Below are 15,569 nucleotides of genomic sequence, written 5' to 3'. Positions count from 1 at the left end.
CCGCGCTCGTGCTCCCCGCCGAGGCGCCTCCGGTTCCCGCGCTCGTGCTACCCGTCGAGGCGCCTCCGGTCCCCGAACCGGCCCCTCCGGTGTTGTCGCTCGCACCGGTCGCGCCGGGCGAAGCGGACTCGCCACAACCGGACGCAGCGATCATGAAGAGAAATGGGAGGAGCAGGAACCTGGGTGTGCCTCGGCTTGTGCGGTTCATCTCGGTCATGGTCGTTACCTCGTCGCGCCGGGGCGCGATCTGAAGAGAATGGCGGAATTGGTAGGCCGGCGTCGCGATGCCGGTGCGGCGAACCTCGCCCGCAAAGAGCTCAGCGTCGGGGCCTAGCCTATCGCATCTTGGGAGCTTGGCATCCAGGATTCGGTTTCAGGACAGCACAGGGAGAAGACCGTTGATGCTGAATTATTCCATTGTCGACGGCGCTCGTTCTTCGCTGCGCCTCAAGCGCCGACCGATCCTTTCGAAGCGAAGCGCTCTCTCGGTCCGGGGCGCCAGGCGAGGAGCCGATAGACGAGCGTTCGACCGGTATGGATAATTTGAGCGCGGTGACCAGCCCGACCTTGCAGGCCAGTTGATGAAGGGCACCGATCCCGCCGCAGGGGATCGCGTGAAGCCGATCCGACGCCTCGTAACGAATCGTGCGCGCGGCGAGCTCGGGACCCGTTCCACGCGGGTCGCGTCCACGCTGGGCGGGCTTCAGTCGCCGGGCGATCTTTCTCGCTTCACTTCGGCGCCAGCTTCGTCGACCCATCACCTGAAGAGCCTCCGGGGGTTCTCTGTCAAGCTTCCGCAGCTCGACAAACACCCGGGCTTCTCATTCTGAGCCCGAAAAAGAGCGATTTTCAAGCGCTTGATTGCGGTCTAGCGCAGCGCGAGCCCCCCGCCCGCCGCTTGTGGCAGACTGCGCCCCGTGAACCTCGACCGGCTCCCGGCGCTCTGGGCCGACCTCTTCCGCTCCCCCGCCTCGCTGCCCGCCGCGCTCGGCATGTCGCTCGCCGTCTTCGCGCTCGGGTTCGTCGCCTACCGCCTGCTCTTCGGCTTGCTCTCGCGCGTCGCGCGCGCCACGCAGACGTCGCTCGACGACCTGCTGCTCCGGCGCATGCGGCTGCCGGCGCGCGTGCTCGTCGCGCTGCTCGCGCTCCACACGTACATCGCCCTGCGCGGGGGCGAGCTGCCCAGGATCCACAAGGGCGTGCTCCTCCTGGAGCTCGCGCTCGCGTCGTACCTGGCCATCGAGATCGCCGAGACCCTGGTCATCGACTACTGGCTCGCCGAGCGCCAGAAGGTGCAGCTCCCGGCGCTCGTACGGCACCTCCTGCTCGCGATCCTCTACCTGGTCGCCGGCCTCTCGATCGTCGGCGCGGCCACCGGGGTCGACCTCGTGCCGCTGCTCGCCACCTCGACCGTCATCACGGTCGTCCTCGGCCTCGCGCTACAAGACACCCTGGGCAACCTCTTCGCCGGGCTCGCCCTGCACTCCGAGCGCTCGTTCGGCGCGGGCGACTGGATCCTCGTCGACGGGGTCGAGGGGCAGGTCGTCTACGTGGGCTGGCGCTCGACCCGCCTCAGGACGTTCTCCGGAGACATCGTGATCCTGCCGAACTCGATCATCGCCAAGGCGCGCGTGCAGAACTTCTGCGCCCCGGACCGGACGTGCGCGCGCAACATCGAGATGCTCGTCTCGCTCGGCGCCGCCCCCGAGGCCGTGGAGCGCGCGGCGCAGCGCGCCTGCGCGCAGGTGCCGGACATCCTCAGCGAGCCGCCGCCTAGGCTCTGGCTCGCCGCCGTCACACCCCTCTTCCAGCGGTACGTCATCAAGTTCTGGATCGCCGACTTCGAACGCCACGATCTGCTGGAGTCCGAGGTGATGAAGGCGTTCTTCCGCGCGTGTCGCGAGGAGGGCGTCGCCCTCAGCCCCGCCGCGGCGCAGCCCGGCCTCGCCCTCGATCCGCGCGTCATCGACCCGCGCGCCGCCGTCGATCCGACGATGGCGCCGCTGGTCCTCCCGGCGATCGTCGCGGTGCCGGCCGCCCCGGCGCCCGCCGCCGCGAGCGGCAAGGCCGACGCGGGAGCGCCGCGCCAGGGGCGCTCCACCGAGCCGCTCCCGGAGAGCTGAGCCCCGCGACCGGACACAGCGGGCGCCGGACATCGCTCGCGCCGGCCGCGCGGGCGAACGCCGCCTGTCGCGGCCTGTCGCGCCCCTGATTTGGCTTGGTCCGGCCCTGCCGCCGCGGTAGCCGATCGGTATGCCTGACAACCCGTCCGTCTCCCCCAGCAAGGTCGCGATCGTGGGTGCCGGCAGCGTCGGCGCGACGATCGCTTACGCCTGCCTGCTCCGCGGCGCGGCGAAGGAGGTCGCCCTCTTCGACGTGAACCGGACCAAGGTCGATGCCGAGGTGCTCGACCTGAACCACGGCCTTCAGTTCGTCCCGGCGGCGACGCTCGAGGGCAGCGACGACGTCGAGGTCTGCCGCGGGGCGCACGTGGTCGTCATCACCGCCGGCGCGAAGCAGAAGCCCGGACAGAGCCGGATGGACCTCGCCACCGCGAACGTCGCGATATGCCGCGAGCTCCTGCCGAAGCTCCTGGCTGTCGCGCCGGACGCGCTCTATCTGCTGGTGACCAACCCGGTCGACGTGATCACGTATGTCACGCTCAAGCTGACGGGCCTCCCGCCTGCCCGCGTGATCGGCAGCGGCACGGTGCTCGACAGCAGCCGGTTCCGCTTCCTGATCGCCCGGCAGCTGAACGTGGCCGTGCAGAACGTCCACGCGTACATCGCCGGCGAGCACGGCGACAGCGAGGTGCCGCTGTGGAGCAGCGCGAGCGTCGCGAACATCCCGCTCGACGCGTGGTCGGTGCCGGGCCACGGCAAGATCGGCGCGAGCGACCGGACGGAGATCTTCCACGGCGTGAAGAACGCCGCTGCCCAGGTGATCTCCGGCAAGGGCGCGACGAACTACGCGATCGGCCTGGCGACCGCCAAGATCCTGGAGGCCCTGCTCCGCGACGAGAACCGCGTGCTGCCCATCAGCAGCCTGCTGAGCGGCTATCGCGGCATCGACGACGTGTGCCTGAGCGTGCCGTGCATCGTGAACCGGTCTGGCCTCGAGGCGCAGCTGCCCATACCGATGAGCCCCGAGGAGGAGGCCGGCGTCCGTGCCAGCGCGGACACGATCCGCAAGGCGATCCGGTCGCTCGGATTCTGAAGCGACCTTGCGCGGGCTGAGCGACCGCGGGCTCTCGGACCGACCTCGCGGCAGAGCGCGCTTCGCTGGGGCACACTTCCCGGGCCTCTCGCCTGCATGGTCCGAGCCCCGCGCGTGAGCTGGACGGGTCGAGCCCCTTCGAGCGCCGCCTGCCCGACGCGCTACTCTGCGCGGCGCTCACTGCCGGACGCGACGATCCCCGGATCGGTCTGGATCCAGCGTATTTCATTGCCCGACGGCTCGGTGAAAAAGTCGTAGTTCTCTTCCCCCCCGGCGGACGTCGTCAGCGTCAGCCTGCCCCTGCATTCGGCGTCGATGGTGTATTCTCCATCGACCGTGACACGGGCGATGGCGCGCCCGATGCTGACAGTGACATTCCCATCCATGGTGCCGTCTCCACGGAAGACCTCGACCCCGGCCGACGCGAACCTGCGCCCTGTCGTCACGTTGAGACCATCAGCCGCGAAGATATAGGAGCCCTTCAACGTAGCCTCGGAACAGCGACGAGGCCGTGGCCTGTGGTCGGCCGCGGCCGAGTAGGCGAAGAGTCCGCCGCTGACGATGATGCCCACGCAACAAGCAACCCAGCGCGCTCGCGATCGCATGACCAATCTCCTCTCCTCGTGCCCGTCCTGTCTCGACAGGAGGGACGCATCGGTCCCGACTGCAGACTGCAATCACGCAGTCAACATCGTCGCACCGACGACGCACAGGTAGGAGAATAACATGGTTGTATGGAGGGCACGAGCTCTTTTCAGCTTCTAGAACCGCGTCCCCCAGATTCGTCCCTGGTTGCGCGTGACGTCCTGAACGCGGCGCCGCGCGCTCGAAGCGATGTCCGGGCTCGGCGCGTCGCGACTCGGCTGGTCGCCGAGGCGCGTTGTGGTAGCACTGAAGCCGAAGGTCGAATGGCTCGACGCACAGCAGAGAGAGTGTGTGGTGACGGCGGGAGCTGGACGTCCGGCCCAAGATCACGCAGAAGCGGTACAAAAGACCCTGACGCTCGGAGCCAAGGGGACCGGAAAGACGTCGCTCACGCTCAGGTGGACCCATCCCCTCGTCGACCTCGGCGGGGTGCAAGGGAGAGGGGGGAAGTCATTTCTACAATCCGTTGACCACGCGATGGATACCCTGCCTCACGTCGCCAAAACAGTGAGCCCGTTCGGCCCGTTGCCGTGCGCCACCGCCGAGCGCACGGCGAGCTCAGTGACGAGCTGCACAGCCACTCCTGCCGGAGGAGCGGTGTCCTTTCGGCCATACGGCGGTGCCGTGCGAGAGTGCCTGTCGCGATGTGGCACCGTGCGGGGTACAACCCTGCGCGGCGCGCTCGTCGAGGAGAGCCGCGTGATCGGTGGGGTCGCCTTTCCCTTCTCGACGGCGTTGCCTTCCGCGTCGATCACAGCTGCCTTCTCGACGAGAGGCAGCTCCCCTCGACCTCCGGTCGAGCCGCGTGAAACTGCGGGAGCGACGCTACCTGCGCCAGCGCGTCAGCCGGCGCATCGGGAGGGAACGCGGCCGACGAGCGACCGAGGCGCTCGATCCACCGCCGATCGAGCGGGCGCGCGAGGTCCCGGAGATCCACCGCCGCGCAGGTCGCTGTCTTGTTCTTTCCCGTCGACTCGCCCATGCCCACGGCGAAGCCCGCGAGCAGCAGCGCCGAGCGGGTCGCGGTCGCGCCGCTGTACGTATGCACGGTCGCGCCCGCGCGGCAGCAGCGCCGCAGCGCTGTGAAGGCCGCGAGCGTCCAGAGGTCGGGGTTGGCGCGCGGCGAGAACGGGTCCCAGAACGCCACGTCCGCCGCCGCCGCGGCCTCGAGGTCGAGGGCCGCCGGCAGCTCGCCGTGAACCAGCCGCCAGCGCGAGCGCGCCGTCTCGTGGTGTCCGGCGGCGAGCAACGCGCGGGCGGCGAGCCCGGCCGCGCCGTCGAGCCCGAAGTCGGCGGCGTGCTCGGGACGAGCCGCGAGCGCGAACGCGTCGAGGCTGTGATCGAAGCTGACGATCTCCAGCCGTCGCGCGCTCGCCGGCAGCGCCTCGGACAGCCGCCACGCGGCGCTCGCGTTGGACCCGGCGCCGAGGCCCACGTCGAGCAGCACGAGCGGCTCCGCGCGCGCGCCGGAGACCGGCGCTGACAGCCGGGCCGACAGCCGGGCCGGCTCGCAGTACAGCCGCGCGGATTCGATCGACGGTCCGACCACGGGGTGCATCACCTCGCCGGTCTTTCGGTCGAGCATCGCCCGCGCGCCGCCGCGGGTGGTCACCACCTCACAGCGCGGATCGCCGGCGCTCACGCGGTCGCCTCGGCGCCCATCCGGCGGCCGCTGTGCTCGTGCCGGTCGATGGCCTCTAGCTTGTCGCGGGCGTGAGCGGCGAAGTTGCCGGCGACGATCGCAGCGCGCGCCTCGGCCATCAGGGAGAGATAATGGTGGAGGTTGTGCATGGACAGCAGCCGCGGGCCGAGCGGCTCGCCGCACTTGAAGAGGTGGTGCAGGTAGGACCGCGTGAAGCTGCTGCACGTCGCGCAGGCGCAGTCCGCGTCGAGCGGTCGATCCTCGGCGGCGTGCGACGCGCGCGTGAGCTTCACCCGGCCCGTCGACGTGAACGCGGTGCCCTGCCAGGCGAGGTGGGTCGGCAGGATGCAGTCGAACATGTCGACGCCGGCGAGCATCGCGTTCAGGAGGTCGGGGGGCGTCCCCACGCCCATGAGGTACCGCGGCCGATCGGCGGGGAGCAGCTCGGCGGCCATGCGCGTGACGTCCTCCCGCTCGGCGCGGGTGTCGCCCACGGCGAGGCCGCCGATCGCGAAGCCGTCGAACGGGTGATCGGTGAGGAACGCGCCCGACTCCCGACGCAGCTCGGGGAAGATCCCGCCCTGCATGATGGCGAAGAGCGCCTGCGGAGAATCGGTGCGCGAGGCGAGGCTGCGCAGCGCCCACCGGTGGGTCCGCTCCATGGCGTCGCGGGTGGTGGTCAGGTCGGAGCGCGCGTCGACGCAGACGTCGAGCACCATCATGATGTCGGCGCCGATGGCGGTCTGCACCTCGATGGAGCGCTCCGGCGAGAGCATGTGCACGCGCTGGTCGGTGTAGCTGCGAAACCGCGCGCCCTGCTCCGTGATGACCCGGTCGCCCGGCAGCGAGAAGATCTGGTAGCCGCCGGAGTCGGTGAGCACCGGGCCGCTCCAGCCCATGAAGCGATGGATGCCACCGATGCGGCGAAACAGCTCCACGCCGGGGCGGAGCATCAGGTGGTACGTGTTGCCGAGCACCACCTGCGCGCCGACCTCCTTGAGGTCGGCAGGTGAGAGGCCGGTGACCGTCGCGCGCGTACCGACGGTCATGAACGCCGGCGTCTCGACGCGTCCGTGCGGGGTCAGGAGGGCGCCGCGACGCGCGCGTGAGCCCGGGTCGACTGCGTGCACCGTGAAGTGGAAGGACATGGACGGCGAAGTGTATGCCGAGCACCGGAGTCGGAGAGGATAGTCCGCGCAAAGACATTCCGACCTGTCAAGAATTTTCCGCCAACGAATAGGCGTTTGCGGGACTGCGCCGGGACCTCGCCGCCGCTGCTGCTCAGGCGCAGTCCCGCAAACGCCTATTCGTTGGGCCCGCGTTGGGCCACGCCGGAAGACGACTCGGCCAAGCGTCAGCCGGAACCCATTGAAATAACAAACATTTCTGCCGCTGGCGCCTCGGCGCCGGAGAGGTCCTCACGGAACATCTCGACGAGGGCGTTGTGCTCGAGCGTCGGCATGACGCTCGGCCTCGAGCACACCGCATGCCGACATGAAACGGGAGAACGCGAGGAGAGAGCCAGTTCACGGGTGGCGGCGCCATGGCGGAGGGTGGCGGCCACCGCTCCCCACTCCATGGTACGCCCGGCCCAACGCTTTGCCGGTGTGCTGCGGTCAGCACCACTGGCTTGTTTGGCGGCACCCAGTCATCATGTCATCATGGCCGCGCCGAGCCATGGCAAGGGGGCGACCGCATTGGGCCAGCCCTGCGAGATAGCTCCGGACGGCGTCCCCGAATGCGTTTTCTGAGGGCGCTGCCGCCCTCTCGCGGCGGCTAGGGCCGACCGCGGGCGGGGGCGCCGTGGCCCTCCTGGAGGTGCCGCGCGAGCAGGCTGTCGCCGAAGTCGTCCTGCAGGTCGCGGAACACGGTGTGGATGTGATCGCCGCCGCGGTTGTCGTACTCGATGAGGTGGGTGGGGCCGTGGATCCGGTAATAGTGCGACTGCTTCGGCGCGGCGCCGCCGGCCCAGGCGAAGTGCAGGCGCTCCACGCCGGCGCGCGCGATGCGGTCGAGGTGCCCGTCGGCGACGTCGGCCGGGAAGTTGCGGGCATAGACCTCCAGGAGGCGCAGCAGCGCGGCGCGCTGGGCCGGGGTCATCTCGGCGGCGGGCAGGCCGTCGAAGCTCGACAGCGCGGCCCTACGGGAGGCCTCGGTCACGAGGTCGGGCGGCGCCTCGGAGGCGATCACGGCGCGCTGACGCTGCGCGGGGGTGAGGGAGGCCAGGAAGGCGCGGCCGAGATCCTCCTCGACCGCGAGCACGCGCAGGCCCTTCCGGGGACCCGAGGGCACCTCGGCCGGGTTGGCGCCCAGGAACGCCGGGGTGGTGGCCACGCCACCTCCTGCGGAGGTGAGGTTGAGCGAGACGTGGTGTCCCTCGAAGCGAAGACCCCACGGGGCCCGGGGCCCGGGCTGGCCGAAGAGGGCGAGGTGGTAGCGGCCCGGGTCGCGGAACGCCGGGTTGCCCTCGATGCCCCCGAGGATGCCCTCGAGCAGCAGGACGCCCTCCAGCTTGCGATATCCCTCTGGGCTGAGGCCGGCCCGGAGCAGCGCGTGCGCCGCGCTGCGCTCGCCGCCATCCATGTCGCCGAGCGCGAGGCCGGCGCGGCGGCGCGGGACGTAATGCCAGTCCTCGCGCTCGCGGCTCTGGAACGCGAGCAGCGCCCGGCCGCGCGCCTCGCCGTCGAGTCCGTCCAGGAAGACGCGCGCGGAGGCCGCGATCGCCTCGACCGTGGCGCGCCCCGCAGCGCCGCCCGGCGGAGGCGCGGCGCCCGGAGGCCCCGCGGGCGCCGGCGGCTCGGGCGGGGCGGGCAGGGCGCCCTGCTCGGCGGCCTGCTGGGCCGGCGCGGACGCGCTGCCCGGCGCGGCAGCGGGCTCGCCGGGCAGGCCTTCCTGGGGTCGCATGCTGTTGCAGGAGGTCGTCATCATGAGCACGAAGGCCATCGCGCTCCACGAGCCCGGCCCGGACGGGCGAACCTCGGGGCATGCTCCGCGAGCGGGAGGCGAAGCTCTTCCGCCGCGTGCCCTCGTCGCCGGTTTCGCACAGAGGTGCTGGGTAACAAGCACCGGGGCGCACCTCCGAGATCCGACATCTGCCCTGGCCCGCCTCTCGCTTGCGCTTGCAGGGCACGAGCAGCTCGGCGCCGCAGGCCTCACCCGCTGGCCGGCCCCGTCCCCTGGTCCGACTCCCCCCACGCCACCATGACCGCGCTCGTGTTGTAGAAGCCCTCGACGCTCCCCCCGAACTTCGCGATCTGCCCGTAACACGCCATCCCGAACATCGGATGGGCCGTCCCGCTCGGCGACAGGAACGCCCGCACCTCGTCCCGGTACCGCTCCCCCAGCAACCGGAAGCGCGACGCGCAGTCGAACACAAGCGCCCCCGACACCGCGGGCAGCGACCCGAGCACCTTCGTCGATAGCCCCTTCGCCGCCTGCAGCAGCGCGTCGGCCGTCGCGTTCACCACCCGCACCACCTGTCCCCGGGCCAGCCCGCCTGTCAGCACGACCGCCCCATCCCCCCGGACCGCGATCGGCCCCCGGATCTTCAGCGCCTCCCCGAACGGCGTCTTCGCCCCGAGCGCGTGCTTCGCCATCGTCTGGAGCAGCCCCTCGCCGCTCGACCGCAGCCCGAGCCGCGACAGCTCCTCCTCGATCACCCGCGCCGCCGGCTGCCCGTCCAGCGTCCTGAGCACGTTCCGCTCGATGTCCGTGATCGTGAAATCCCGCCCCCCCTCGGCCGCCCGGAACCCGTGCACCACGTCGATGTTCACCCGGTGCCGGTGCGTCAGCCGCACAAGCACCGCCGCGTCCGTCAGCGCCTTGCGGCCCAGGAACACCCGCGCCCCCTCGAACGTCCACCCGTCGCCCGCCGTCCCACCGAAGACCCGCGTGTGCGGCGGCACTCCCTGCCGGAGCGCCGCCACGAGCTCGTCCCCGTCGCACGCGAACGCGTCCGCCAGCACCAGGATCGAGCTCGGCGCGCCGCTGCGCGGGCCGTTGCTCGAGACCGCCTCGTCCATGTCGCTCAGCGCCGCCCGGATGCTCTTGCCGTGATCCGCCCGCAGCTCGCGCGCCACAGCGCACGTCACCTCGACGTGCGCGCCCCCGAGGAACGCGCACGACACCCCGCTCCTCGTGAAGCCCCGCTCCGTGAACGACGCCCCGCCCGTGGTGGCCCCGATCACCGGGACGCCCGTCGCGTCCTCGACCGCGGCGAGGTACTCCTCGTGCTTCCCCCCGTTCGGCAAGGCCAGGATCGCGAGCCGCGCGGGCTCCTTCCACTCCGCGACCGTTCGCTCGACCTTCCGGCCGAGCAGCCACGCGTTCCCATCAAAGGGTCCGAGGGTCATCATCTTCATGCGCCGAAGCTCCTACGTGCCCAGCGCCGGAGCGCGGGGCTTCGAGTCCAGGCCATCCGCTGACGATACGCGTCGCGGCATGGTGATAACACGCACGACGGACCCCTCTCTACTCCTCTTGTAGACTTCTGCTCCGTGCGGTCGCCCGCCTGGTGAGAGCCCCGCGGCCGCTCGTCGGTGGAGCGCGGGTGCTGTGATCCGCTCACGCACCACCGCGCCCGCGCGTGGGGTCTGCTTCACCAGGCCACTCCGGCGGCGGCGGCTGGCTCTGCGGGCGCGCCGCGGCGCGGACCCGCTCGTCGAGCGACCGGAGCGCCTGGCCGAGCTCCGAGATCTGCGCCTCGATCGCCCGGATGCCGAACGCGCTCTGCGTCGTCGCCTTCGAGAGCGGCGCGACGATCCGCTCCACGAGCGACAGGTGGTGGCCCACGAACTCCGACACCGAGCGATCCGTCTCGACCTTCACCTCGACCGTCGGCTGCGCGACCCCCTTGAGCGCCGCGGAGAGCCGCTCGAGCTCCGGCGCGAGCCACTGCTTCATCTCCCTCGCCCGCGCGTCCCCCGCCTGCGCCGCCACGGCCGCCTTGCCGATCGCCCCGCGGATGCCCTCGAGCTGCTCGCCCAGCATCGAGAGCGTGCCGGTCACGCGCACGACCGGATCGTCCTCCTTGCCGCCCATCCGCTTGATGCGCTGGTACCCCTTCCTGATCTCCTCCCACCGCGCCTTCTGCTCGGGCGTCATCCGGCCGCGCAGCTCGCCGAGCTTGAGCAGGTTCTGCTCGGCGCCCGTCGTCAGCGTCTGCGACTCGCTCACGTAGTGATCGTCGATGAGCCGGTCGATCTCCTCGGGCGTGTGCGCCGCGACGACCTTCTCGGCCAGCTTGTTCATGTTGCGGTAGCTGCCCTGCAGCTTGAACGGCGGCTCGGTCCGGAAGGCGTCGTCCTGCGACGCGCTCCGGATGTACTCGAGGTTCACCGACAGGAGCACCTTCTGCACCCGGAAGAGCCGCTCGAACACGGCGACGATCTCCGAGACCTCCGCCGCGGAGTAGGCGTGCTCGAGCTCCGTCGTGGCGACCGACTCGCCCTGCGCCATCCGGAGCAGCCTGTGCGTGTCCCCCGGCGGCCGCCCCGAGAGCGGCGCGAGCGTCGGGTTCGACGTGAGCGCGTTCTCCAGGTAGCTCAGCGCGAACAGCTGCTCCTTGCCGTCGAGGATGTCGCCCAGGTTGTAGGTGTCGGCCCGGTTCGACAGCATGTCGGGGATCTGGAACCGCGCGCCCGACTCCGTGTACGGGTTGCCCGCCATCACCACGCAGAACTTCTTGCCGCGCAGGTCGTACGTCCTCGTCCGGCCCCGCCACACGCCCTCGATCCGGCGCTGCCCGTCGCAGAGCGAGATGAACTTCTGGAGCAGCTCCGTGTTCGTGTGCTGGATGTCGTCGAGGTAGAGCATCACGTTGTTGCCCATCTCGAACGCCAGGTTGATCTTCTCGACCTCCTGGCGCGCGGTCGCGTTCGGGGCCTCGGTCGGGTCGAGCGACGTCACCTCGTGGCCGAGCGACGGCCCGTTCACCTTCATGAACACGAGGCCGAGCTTGCTCGCGACGTACTCCATCAGCGTCGTCTTGCCGTAGCCCGGCGGCGAGATGAGCAGCAGCATGCCCATCAGGTCGGTGCGCTTCGCGTCGCCCGCGGCCCCGAGCTGCTTCGCCAGGTTCGCGCCGACGAGCGGCAGGTACACCTCGTCGATGAGCCGGTTGCGCACGAACGACGTGAGCACCCGCGGCGCGAACTCCTCGAGGCGCAGCCGCCTCCGCTCCCGCTCCGCGATCTCGCTCCGCACCTTCCTGTAGGCGCGGTAGCGCGGCGCCCTTTCGTGCAGGAAGTCCTCGATCCTGCTCAGGAATTCGTCGAGCCGGAGCGCGAGCGCGCGCTCCTTGATGCGCGGGTGCTGGCCGAGCAGCCCCTCGACGCGCGCCTCGGTCACGGCCCCGCTCGGCTCCCGCTCGATGTGCCGCTCCGTCACCATGACGACCGCCGCCTCGAGCGCGAGGTGGCCGAGCGGGGCCGACGCGGCGTCGCGCGCGGCGAGCCCCCGCAGCCACGCCAGCGCGAGCTCCAGCCGCTCGGCCGGGTGCTTCTCGAGCTGCCGGAGGTCCTCCTCGAACGCCCCGCGGCCGCCCTCGAGGTCGAGGCGCGCGAGCAGCGCGGCGCGCAGATCGAGCGCCGCGTCGCTGGTCACGAACCTCGGGTGCTCCGCCGCGAGCTCCTCCACGAGGTACCGCGCCGCGACGCGCACGTCCGCCGCGCTGCTCACGTCCGCCGCGAGCCGGTGCGCCGCCGCCGCCGCGGCCACGCCCGCCGCGAGCTCGGCCGCGAGCGCCGCCCGCGCCTCGCCCGCGCCGAGCTGCGCCGCGAGCCGGCCGAGGCTCCGCGCCCGCCGGTGCGCGAGATCCCGGGCGCGCGGGTCGAGCCCCGCCCAGGTCAGGCAGGCGAGGGCCCGCGGCACGCTGCCGAAGCGGAGCAGCCCCGCCGTGGCCCGCAGCGCGAGCAGCTTCTCCAGGAGGTGCGCCGCGTCCGCGTCGTGGACGCCGCGCTCGTAGCCCTCGTCGTGCCGGTCCGCCGCGTACGCGCGCACCGCGGCGAGCAGCCCGCCCGGGCCGAGCGACGCCTCGCGCAGCCGCTCGATCGAGAGCCCGCCGCGCCCCGCCTCGGCGTCCGCGAGCATCGAGCCCGCGAGGAGCTCGCCCCGGTAGACCTCCGGGGTCTCGCTCACGAGCTCCTGGCCCCAGAGGTCGCGCGCGCTCTCGAGCGCCGGGTCCTCGATCGGCTCGAAGAAGTCCGTCCCGGTGAGGTGCAGCGCGAGCCCCTCGCCGTGCGGGACCAGCGTGAGCTCCAGGGCCTGCGTGCTCACGTTGAAGCGGTGGCGGCCGAGCTTGATGACGTCGCCGCCGCCCTCGAACAGGTCCTCCCGGTCGCGCAGCGCCCGGAGCGCGTCCTGCCGCGCCGACTTGAGCCGCGCCTCGACCTCGTCCCCCTTCACGCTGTCGCCGAGCGCGTGGAGGCTCGCCGCGAGATCGCGGATCTTCGCGACCATGGCGTCGGACGCGAAGTACGTGTTGAGCTCGTCCACGGTCGCGAACGAGCGCGCCCGCCGCGTCACCCCCTGGACGATCCGGTCCGCCGCGGCGACGAGGTTCGAGACGCGCCGCTGCCGCTCGTCGAGCAGCGTCTGCCGCCGCGCGGCGATCGCGTCGTTCACCTCCTCGCGCTTCGCCGCGAGCTCGCCCAGAAACTCGTCGAACTCGCCGAACTTCCCCTCGAGGTCCTCGAGCTGGACGAGGAGCTTCGAGAGCTCGGCGTCGCAGCGCTCGGGCGAGTCGCAGACGGCCAGCGCGCTCGAGACGCTCTGGCCGAACACCTTGAACTGCGCGCCGAACTCGGCGCGCCCCTCGGCGCCCCGGAGGTCCTTGCCGCGGGCGCTCAGCGTCGCGCGCGCGCGGTTGAGCTGCGCGTAGACCTCGCTGATCCCCTCCAGGATCCGGGTCCGCGCCGTGGGGTCGTCGACCTTCAGGCCCGCCACGATCTCGGCGAGCACCGAGAGCCCCTCGTTCACGCCGTCGAGGTCCGCGGCGAACGGGGCGAGCTCGGACGACTTCGCGACCGCCTCGATCCTGGCGATGAGGCCCGCGAGCCGGTCGGCCAGCGGCCGGAACGCCTGGTCGCCGAGGAGGAACGTCACGCACGCGCCGCTCACCTCGCCGGTGCGCGCCAGGATCTCGGCCTCGAGCGCGTCGAGGCGGCCGAGGTCCATGTACTTGAGCTCGCGGAGCGTGATGAGGTGCCCCCGCTGCCGCCGCAGCGCGGTCAGGGCCTTCAGGAACGCGTCGACGCTCGCCGCGTCCTCGGGCCGCACCCCGCCGAGCAGCTGCTGCTGCGCCGCCTCGGTCTCGGCGAGCGCGCTCGCCGCGCGCGCCTTGATGGCCTCGACCTTCTCGAACTCGTCGACGATGCTCTCCGAGACGGTCCGGAGCTCGTTCACGGTCGACAGGAGGTCGCCCGCCTCGGCGTGGCCGAGCCAGTAGTAGGCGTCGGTCATCCGCTCGGCGGTCCGGATGAGGTCCTCGAACGTCTGGCGGGTCGGCGACCCGTCCATCGCCGCGCGCCGCATGCTGAGCGCGTCCGAGATCCCCCGCACGAGGTCGGCGTTGCCCACCTTCGCGAGGTACGAGCCGTCGGTCGGCGCCGACGCCGCGAACTCCGCGGTCATGAACGGCGTCTGCCAGATCTGCATCGGGTGGACGCGGGTCGGTTCCTCGCCCAGCGCCCGGAAGATCACCATCTTGCCGTCGTCGAAGAGGCTGTACCCGTGGCACTGGATCGGGGTCGCGATCTCCTTGCGGATCAGGTTGTACGGGAAGAGCACGTAGCGCCCGTCCACGACCTGGTGGAACACGTAGAGCACGTCTTCCCCGTTCGGCGAGCGGATGACCCGCTCGAAGACGAGGCTGTCGGTGCTGCCCTCGAAGCGCTTCGTCTCCCCGGTGATGAGGTAGTAGCCGTTCGGGAAGACGATGCCCTGGTCCTCCGGGAGGCTCAGGCAGGCGAGGCCGATCGCGTCGATGCGCACGACCTTCCGGGTGCGGCCGTTGTAGACGAGGTAGCGGTACGACGGCTCCCGGAACGGCTTGATCTTGAGCAGGATGAGCGGCCCGAGCCGGGCGTACTGGATGTCGGCGTCGTCGAGCGCCTGGCCCGCGTCGTCGACCGGCTCGCGGTAGATGCCGAGCCCCGTGGCCGTGTTGTTCTCGACCTTGATGGTGAGATCGCCGCCGACCGTCTCGACGAAGATCTCGCCGAGGAGGGCGACGTGCGGGTGCTTGCCCTGCACGTGGTCGTCGCGCGTGGTCTGCGTCCAGGCGAAGTCGTGCGCCCGCGGGCGGACGTTGTCCTCGTCGCCGCGCGCGTCGAGGTAGCGGACGCGCCCTGTCGCGTCGATGCTCCAGCGGAACACCTTGACGTCGCGCTCGGTCGCGCCGACCTGGAAGATGGCGAGCATCCGCGTGTCGCTGCGCCGGAGCTGGAGCAGCCGGGGCTCCTTGACGTAGCGGTGGAGGTCGTTGAACTCCTTGACGAAGGTGGCGTCGCCGAGGAACGCGTCGCCCTCGTCGAGCGGCGCGTGCGACAGGTCGAAGGCGCCGCCTTCGCTCGCGAAGCGGTGGAGGCTGAAGACGTCGCCGACGTTCACCTCCTTGAGCCCCATGAACACGAGGTAGCCGACGAGCAGCTTGCCCCGGATGCTCACGATGTCGCGCGGCAGGCAGTTGTTCTCGGTCCTGACGCGCGCGTTCTCGAGGAGCGCGAGGTCGGTGCCGCCGAACACCTGCTTTCGCCGCGCGTTGAGCGCCTCGGCGCGGCGGCCGAGCTCCTCGGCGCGCTCGACGAGCCGCCGGCGGATGACCTCGTAATTGCCCCCATCCAGCGTCTCCGCCGCCTGCGGGGGGGGAGCCCCCGCCGTCCGGGCCGCGCCGTCCAAGGCCCCTGTCGCCACCATGCATGCTCCGTGTGGTCAGGCTCGATGCCCGCCCCCGCGTCGAATCCGCGCGGGCCTCGGCCTGTCCGCGGCCAGGTTACAGCCGTTCGCCGCGTCCGGGGGGCGAGATGGCGACCGCACCGCGCGGCGGCGCGAGAGAGGCCGCGGCGCG

General features: G+C 71.4%; 8 protein-coding genes. 2 read left to right on the top strand and 6 right to left on the bottom strand.

The annotated features are described in order from the left end of the window. Positions 1 to 917: 917 nt before the first annotated feature. Both WMF36_RS28405 and WMF36_RS28400 read left to right on the top strand, forming a co-directional pair. A complete protein-coding gene (locus tag WMF36_RS28405; RefSeq protein ID WP_437573895.1) occupies positions 918 to 2,123 on the top strand; it encodes a mechanosensitive ion channel family protein in 1,206 nt (401 codons plus the stop codon). Between the two features lie 130 nt (positions 2,124 to 2,253). Beyond that, a complete protein-coding gene (locus WMF36_RS28400; protein WP_437573894.1) occupies positions 2,254 to 3,216 on the top strand; it encodes an L-lactate dehydrogenase in 963 nt (320 codons plus the stop codon). 161 nt (positions 3,217 to 3,377) lie between these two features. Here the strand turns inward: WMF36_RS28400 and WMF36_RS28395 are convergent, their stop codons facing one another. From WMF36_RS28395 to WMF36_RS28370, 6 genes are all read right to left on the bottom strand, one after another. Beyond that, a complete protein-coding gene (locus WMF36_RS28395) occupies positions 3,378 to 3,788 on the bottom strand; it encodes a hypothetical protein (protein WP_437573893.1) in 411 nt (136 codons plus the stop codon). Positions 3,789 to 4,612: 824 nt separating this feature from the next. Next, positions 4,613 to 5,503: an MnmC family methyltransferase gene (locus WMF36_RS28390; RefSeq protein WP_437573892.1), complete on the bottom strand. Its 891-nt coding sequence runs from the start codon at positions 5,501 to 5,503 to the stop codon at positions 4,613 to 4,615. Beyond that, on the bottom strand, positions 5,500 to 6,651 hold the full coding sequence (gene tgt / locus WMF36_RS28385; RefSeq protein ID WP_437479338.1) for a tRNA guanosine(34) transglycosylase Tgt: 1,152 nt from the start codon (positions 6,649 to 6,651) through the stop codon (positions 5,500 to 5,502). Before tgt ends, WMF36_RS28390 begins: the two co-directional genes overlap by 4 nt. Before the next feature lie 628 nt (positions 6,652 to 7,279). Continuing rightward, positions 7,280 to 8,446 carry a DUF3500 domain-containing protein gene (locus tag WMF36_RS28380; protein WP_437573891.1) on the bottom strand — a complete coding sequence of 389 codons (1,167 nt, stop codon included), beginning with the start codon at positions 8,444 to 8,446 and terminating at the stop codon, positions 7,280 to 7,282. A 209-nt stretch (positions 8,447 to 8,655) separates the two neighbouring features. Further along, on the bottom strand, positions 8,656 to 9,864 hold the full coding sequence (locus WMF36_RS28375; RefSeq protein WP_437573890.1) for an FIST signal transduction protein: 1,209 nt from the start codon (positions 9,862 to 9,864) through the stop codon (positions 8,656 to 8,658). A gap of 202 nt (positions 9,865 to 10,066) precedes the next feature. Then, positions 10,067 to 15,418 (bottom strand): DNA repair ATPase, encoded by a 5,352-nt coding sequence (locus WMF36_RS28370; RefSeq protein WP_437573889.1) that lies wholly within the window; start codon positions 15,416 to 15,418, stop codon positions 10,067 to 10,069. Between the last annotated feature and the right edge of the window lie 151 nt (positions 15,419 to 15,569).

The organism is Sorangium sp. So ce887, from assembly GCF_051521455.1.
GTDB lineage: Bacteria > Myxococcota_A > Polyangia > Polyangiales > Polyangiaceae > Sorangium.
This window is presented reverse-complemented; position numbering and strand designations above follow the sequence as displayed.

Excerpts from the sequence above, each read along its gene's own strand:
- WMF36_RS28400 (WP_437573894.1), top strand. The coding sequence starts at position 2,254 with ATGCCTGACAACCCGTCCGTCTCCCCCAGCAAGGTCGCGATCGTGGGT.
- tgt (WP_437479338.1), bottom strand. The coding sequence starts at position 6,651 with ATGTCCTTCCACTTCACGGTGCACGCAGTCGACCCGGGCTCACGCGCG.
- WMF36_RS28380 (WP_437573891.1), bottom strand. The coding sequence starts at position 8,446 with ATGGCCTTCGTGCTCATGATGACGACCTCCTGCAACAGCATGCGACCC.
- WMF36_RS28375 (WP_437573890.1), bottom strand. The coding sequence starts at position 9,864 with ATGAAGATGATGACCCTCGGACCCTTTGATGGGAACGCGTGGCTGCTC.
- WMF36_RS28370 (WP_437573889.1), bottom strand. The coding sequence starts at position 15,418 with ATGGTGGCGACAGGGGCCTTGGACGGCGCGGCCCGGACGGCGGGGGCT.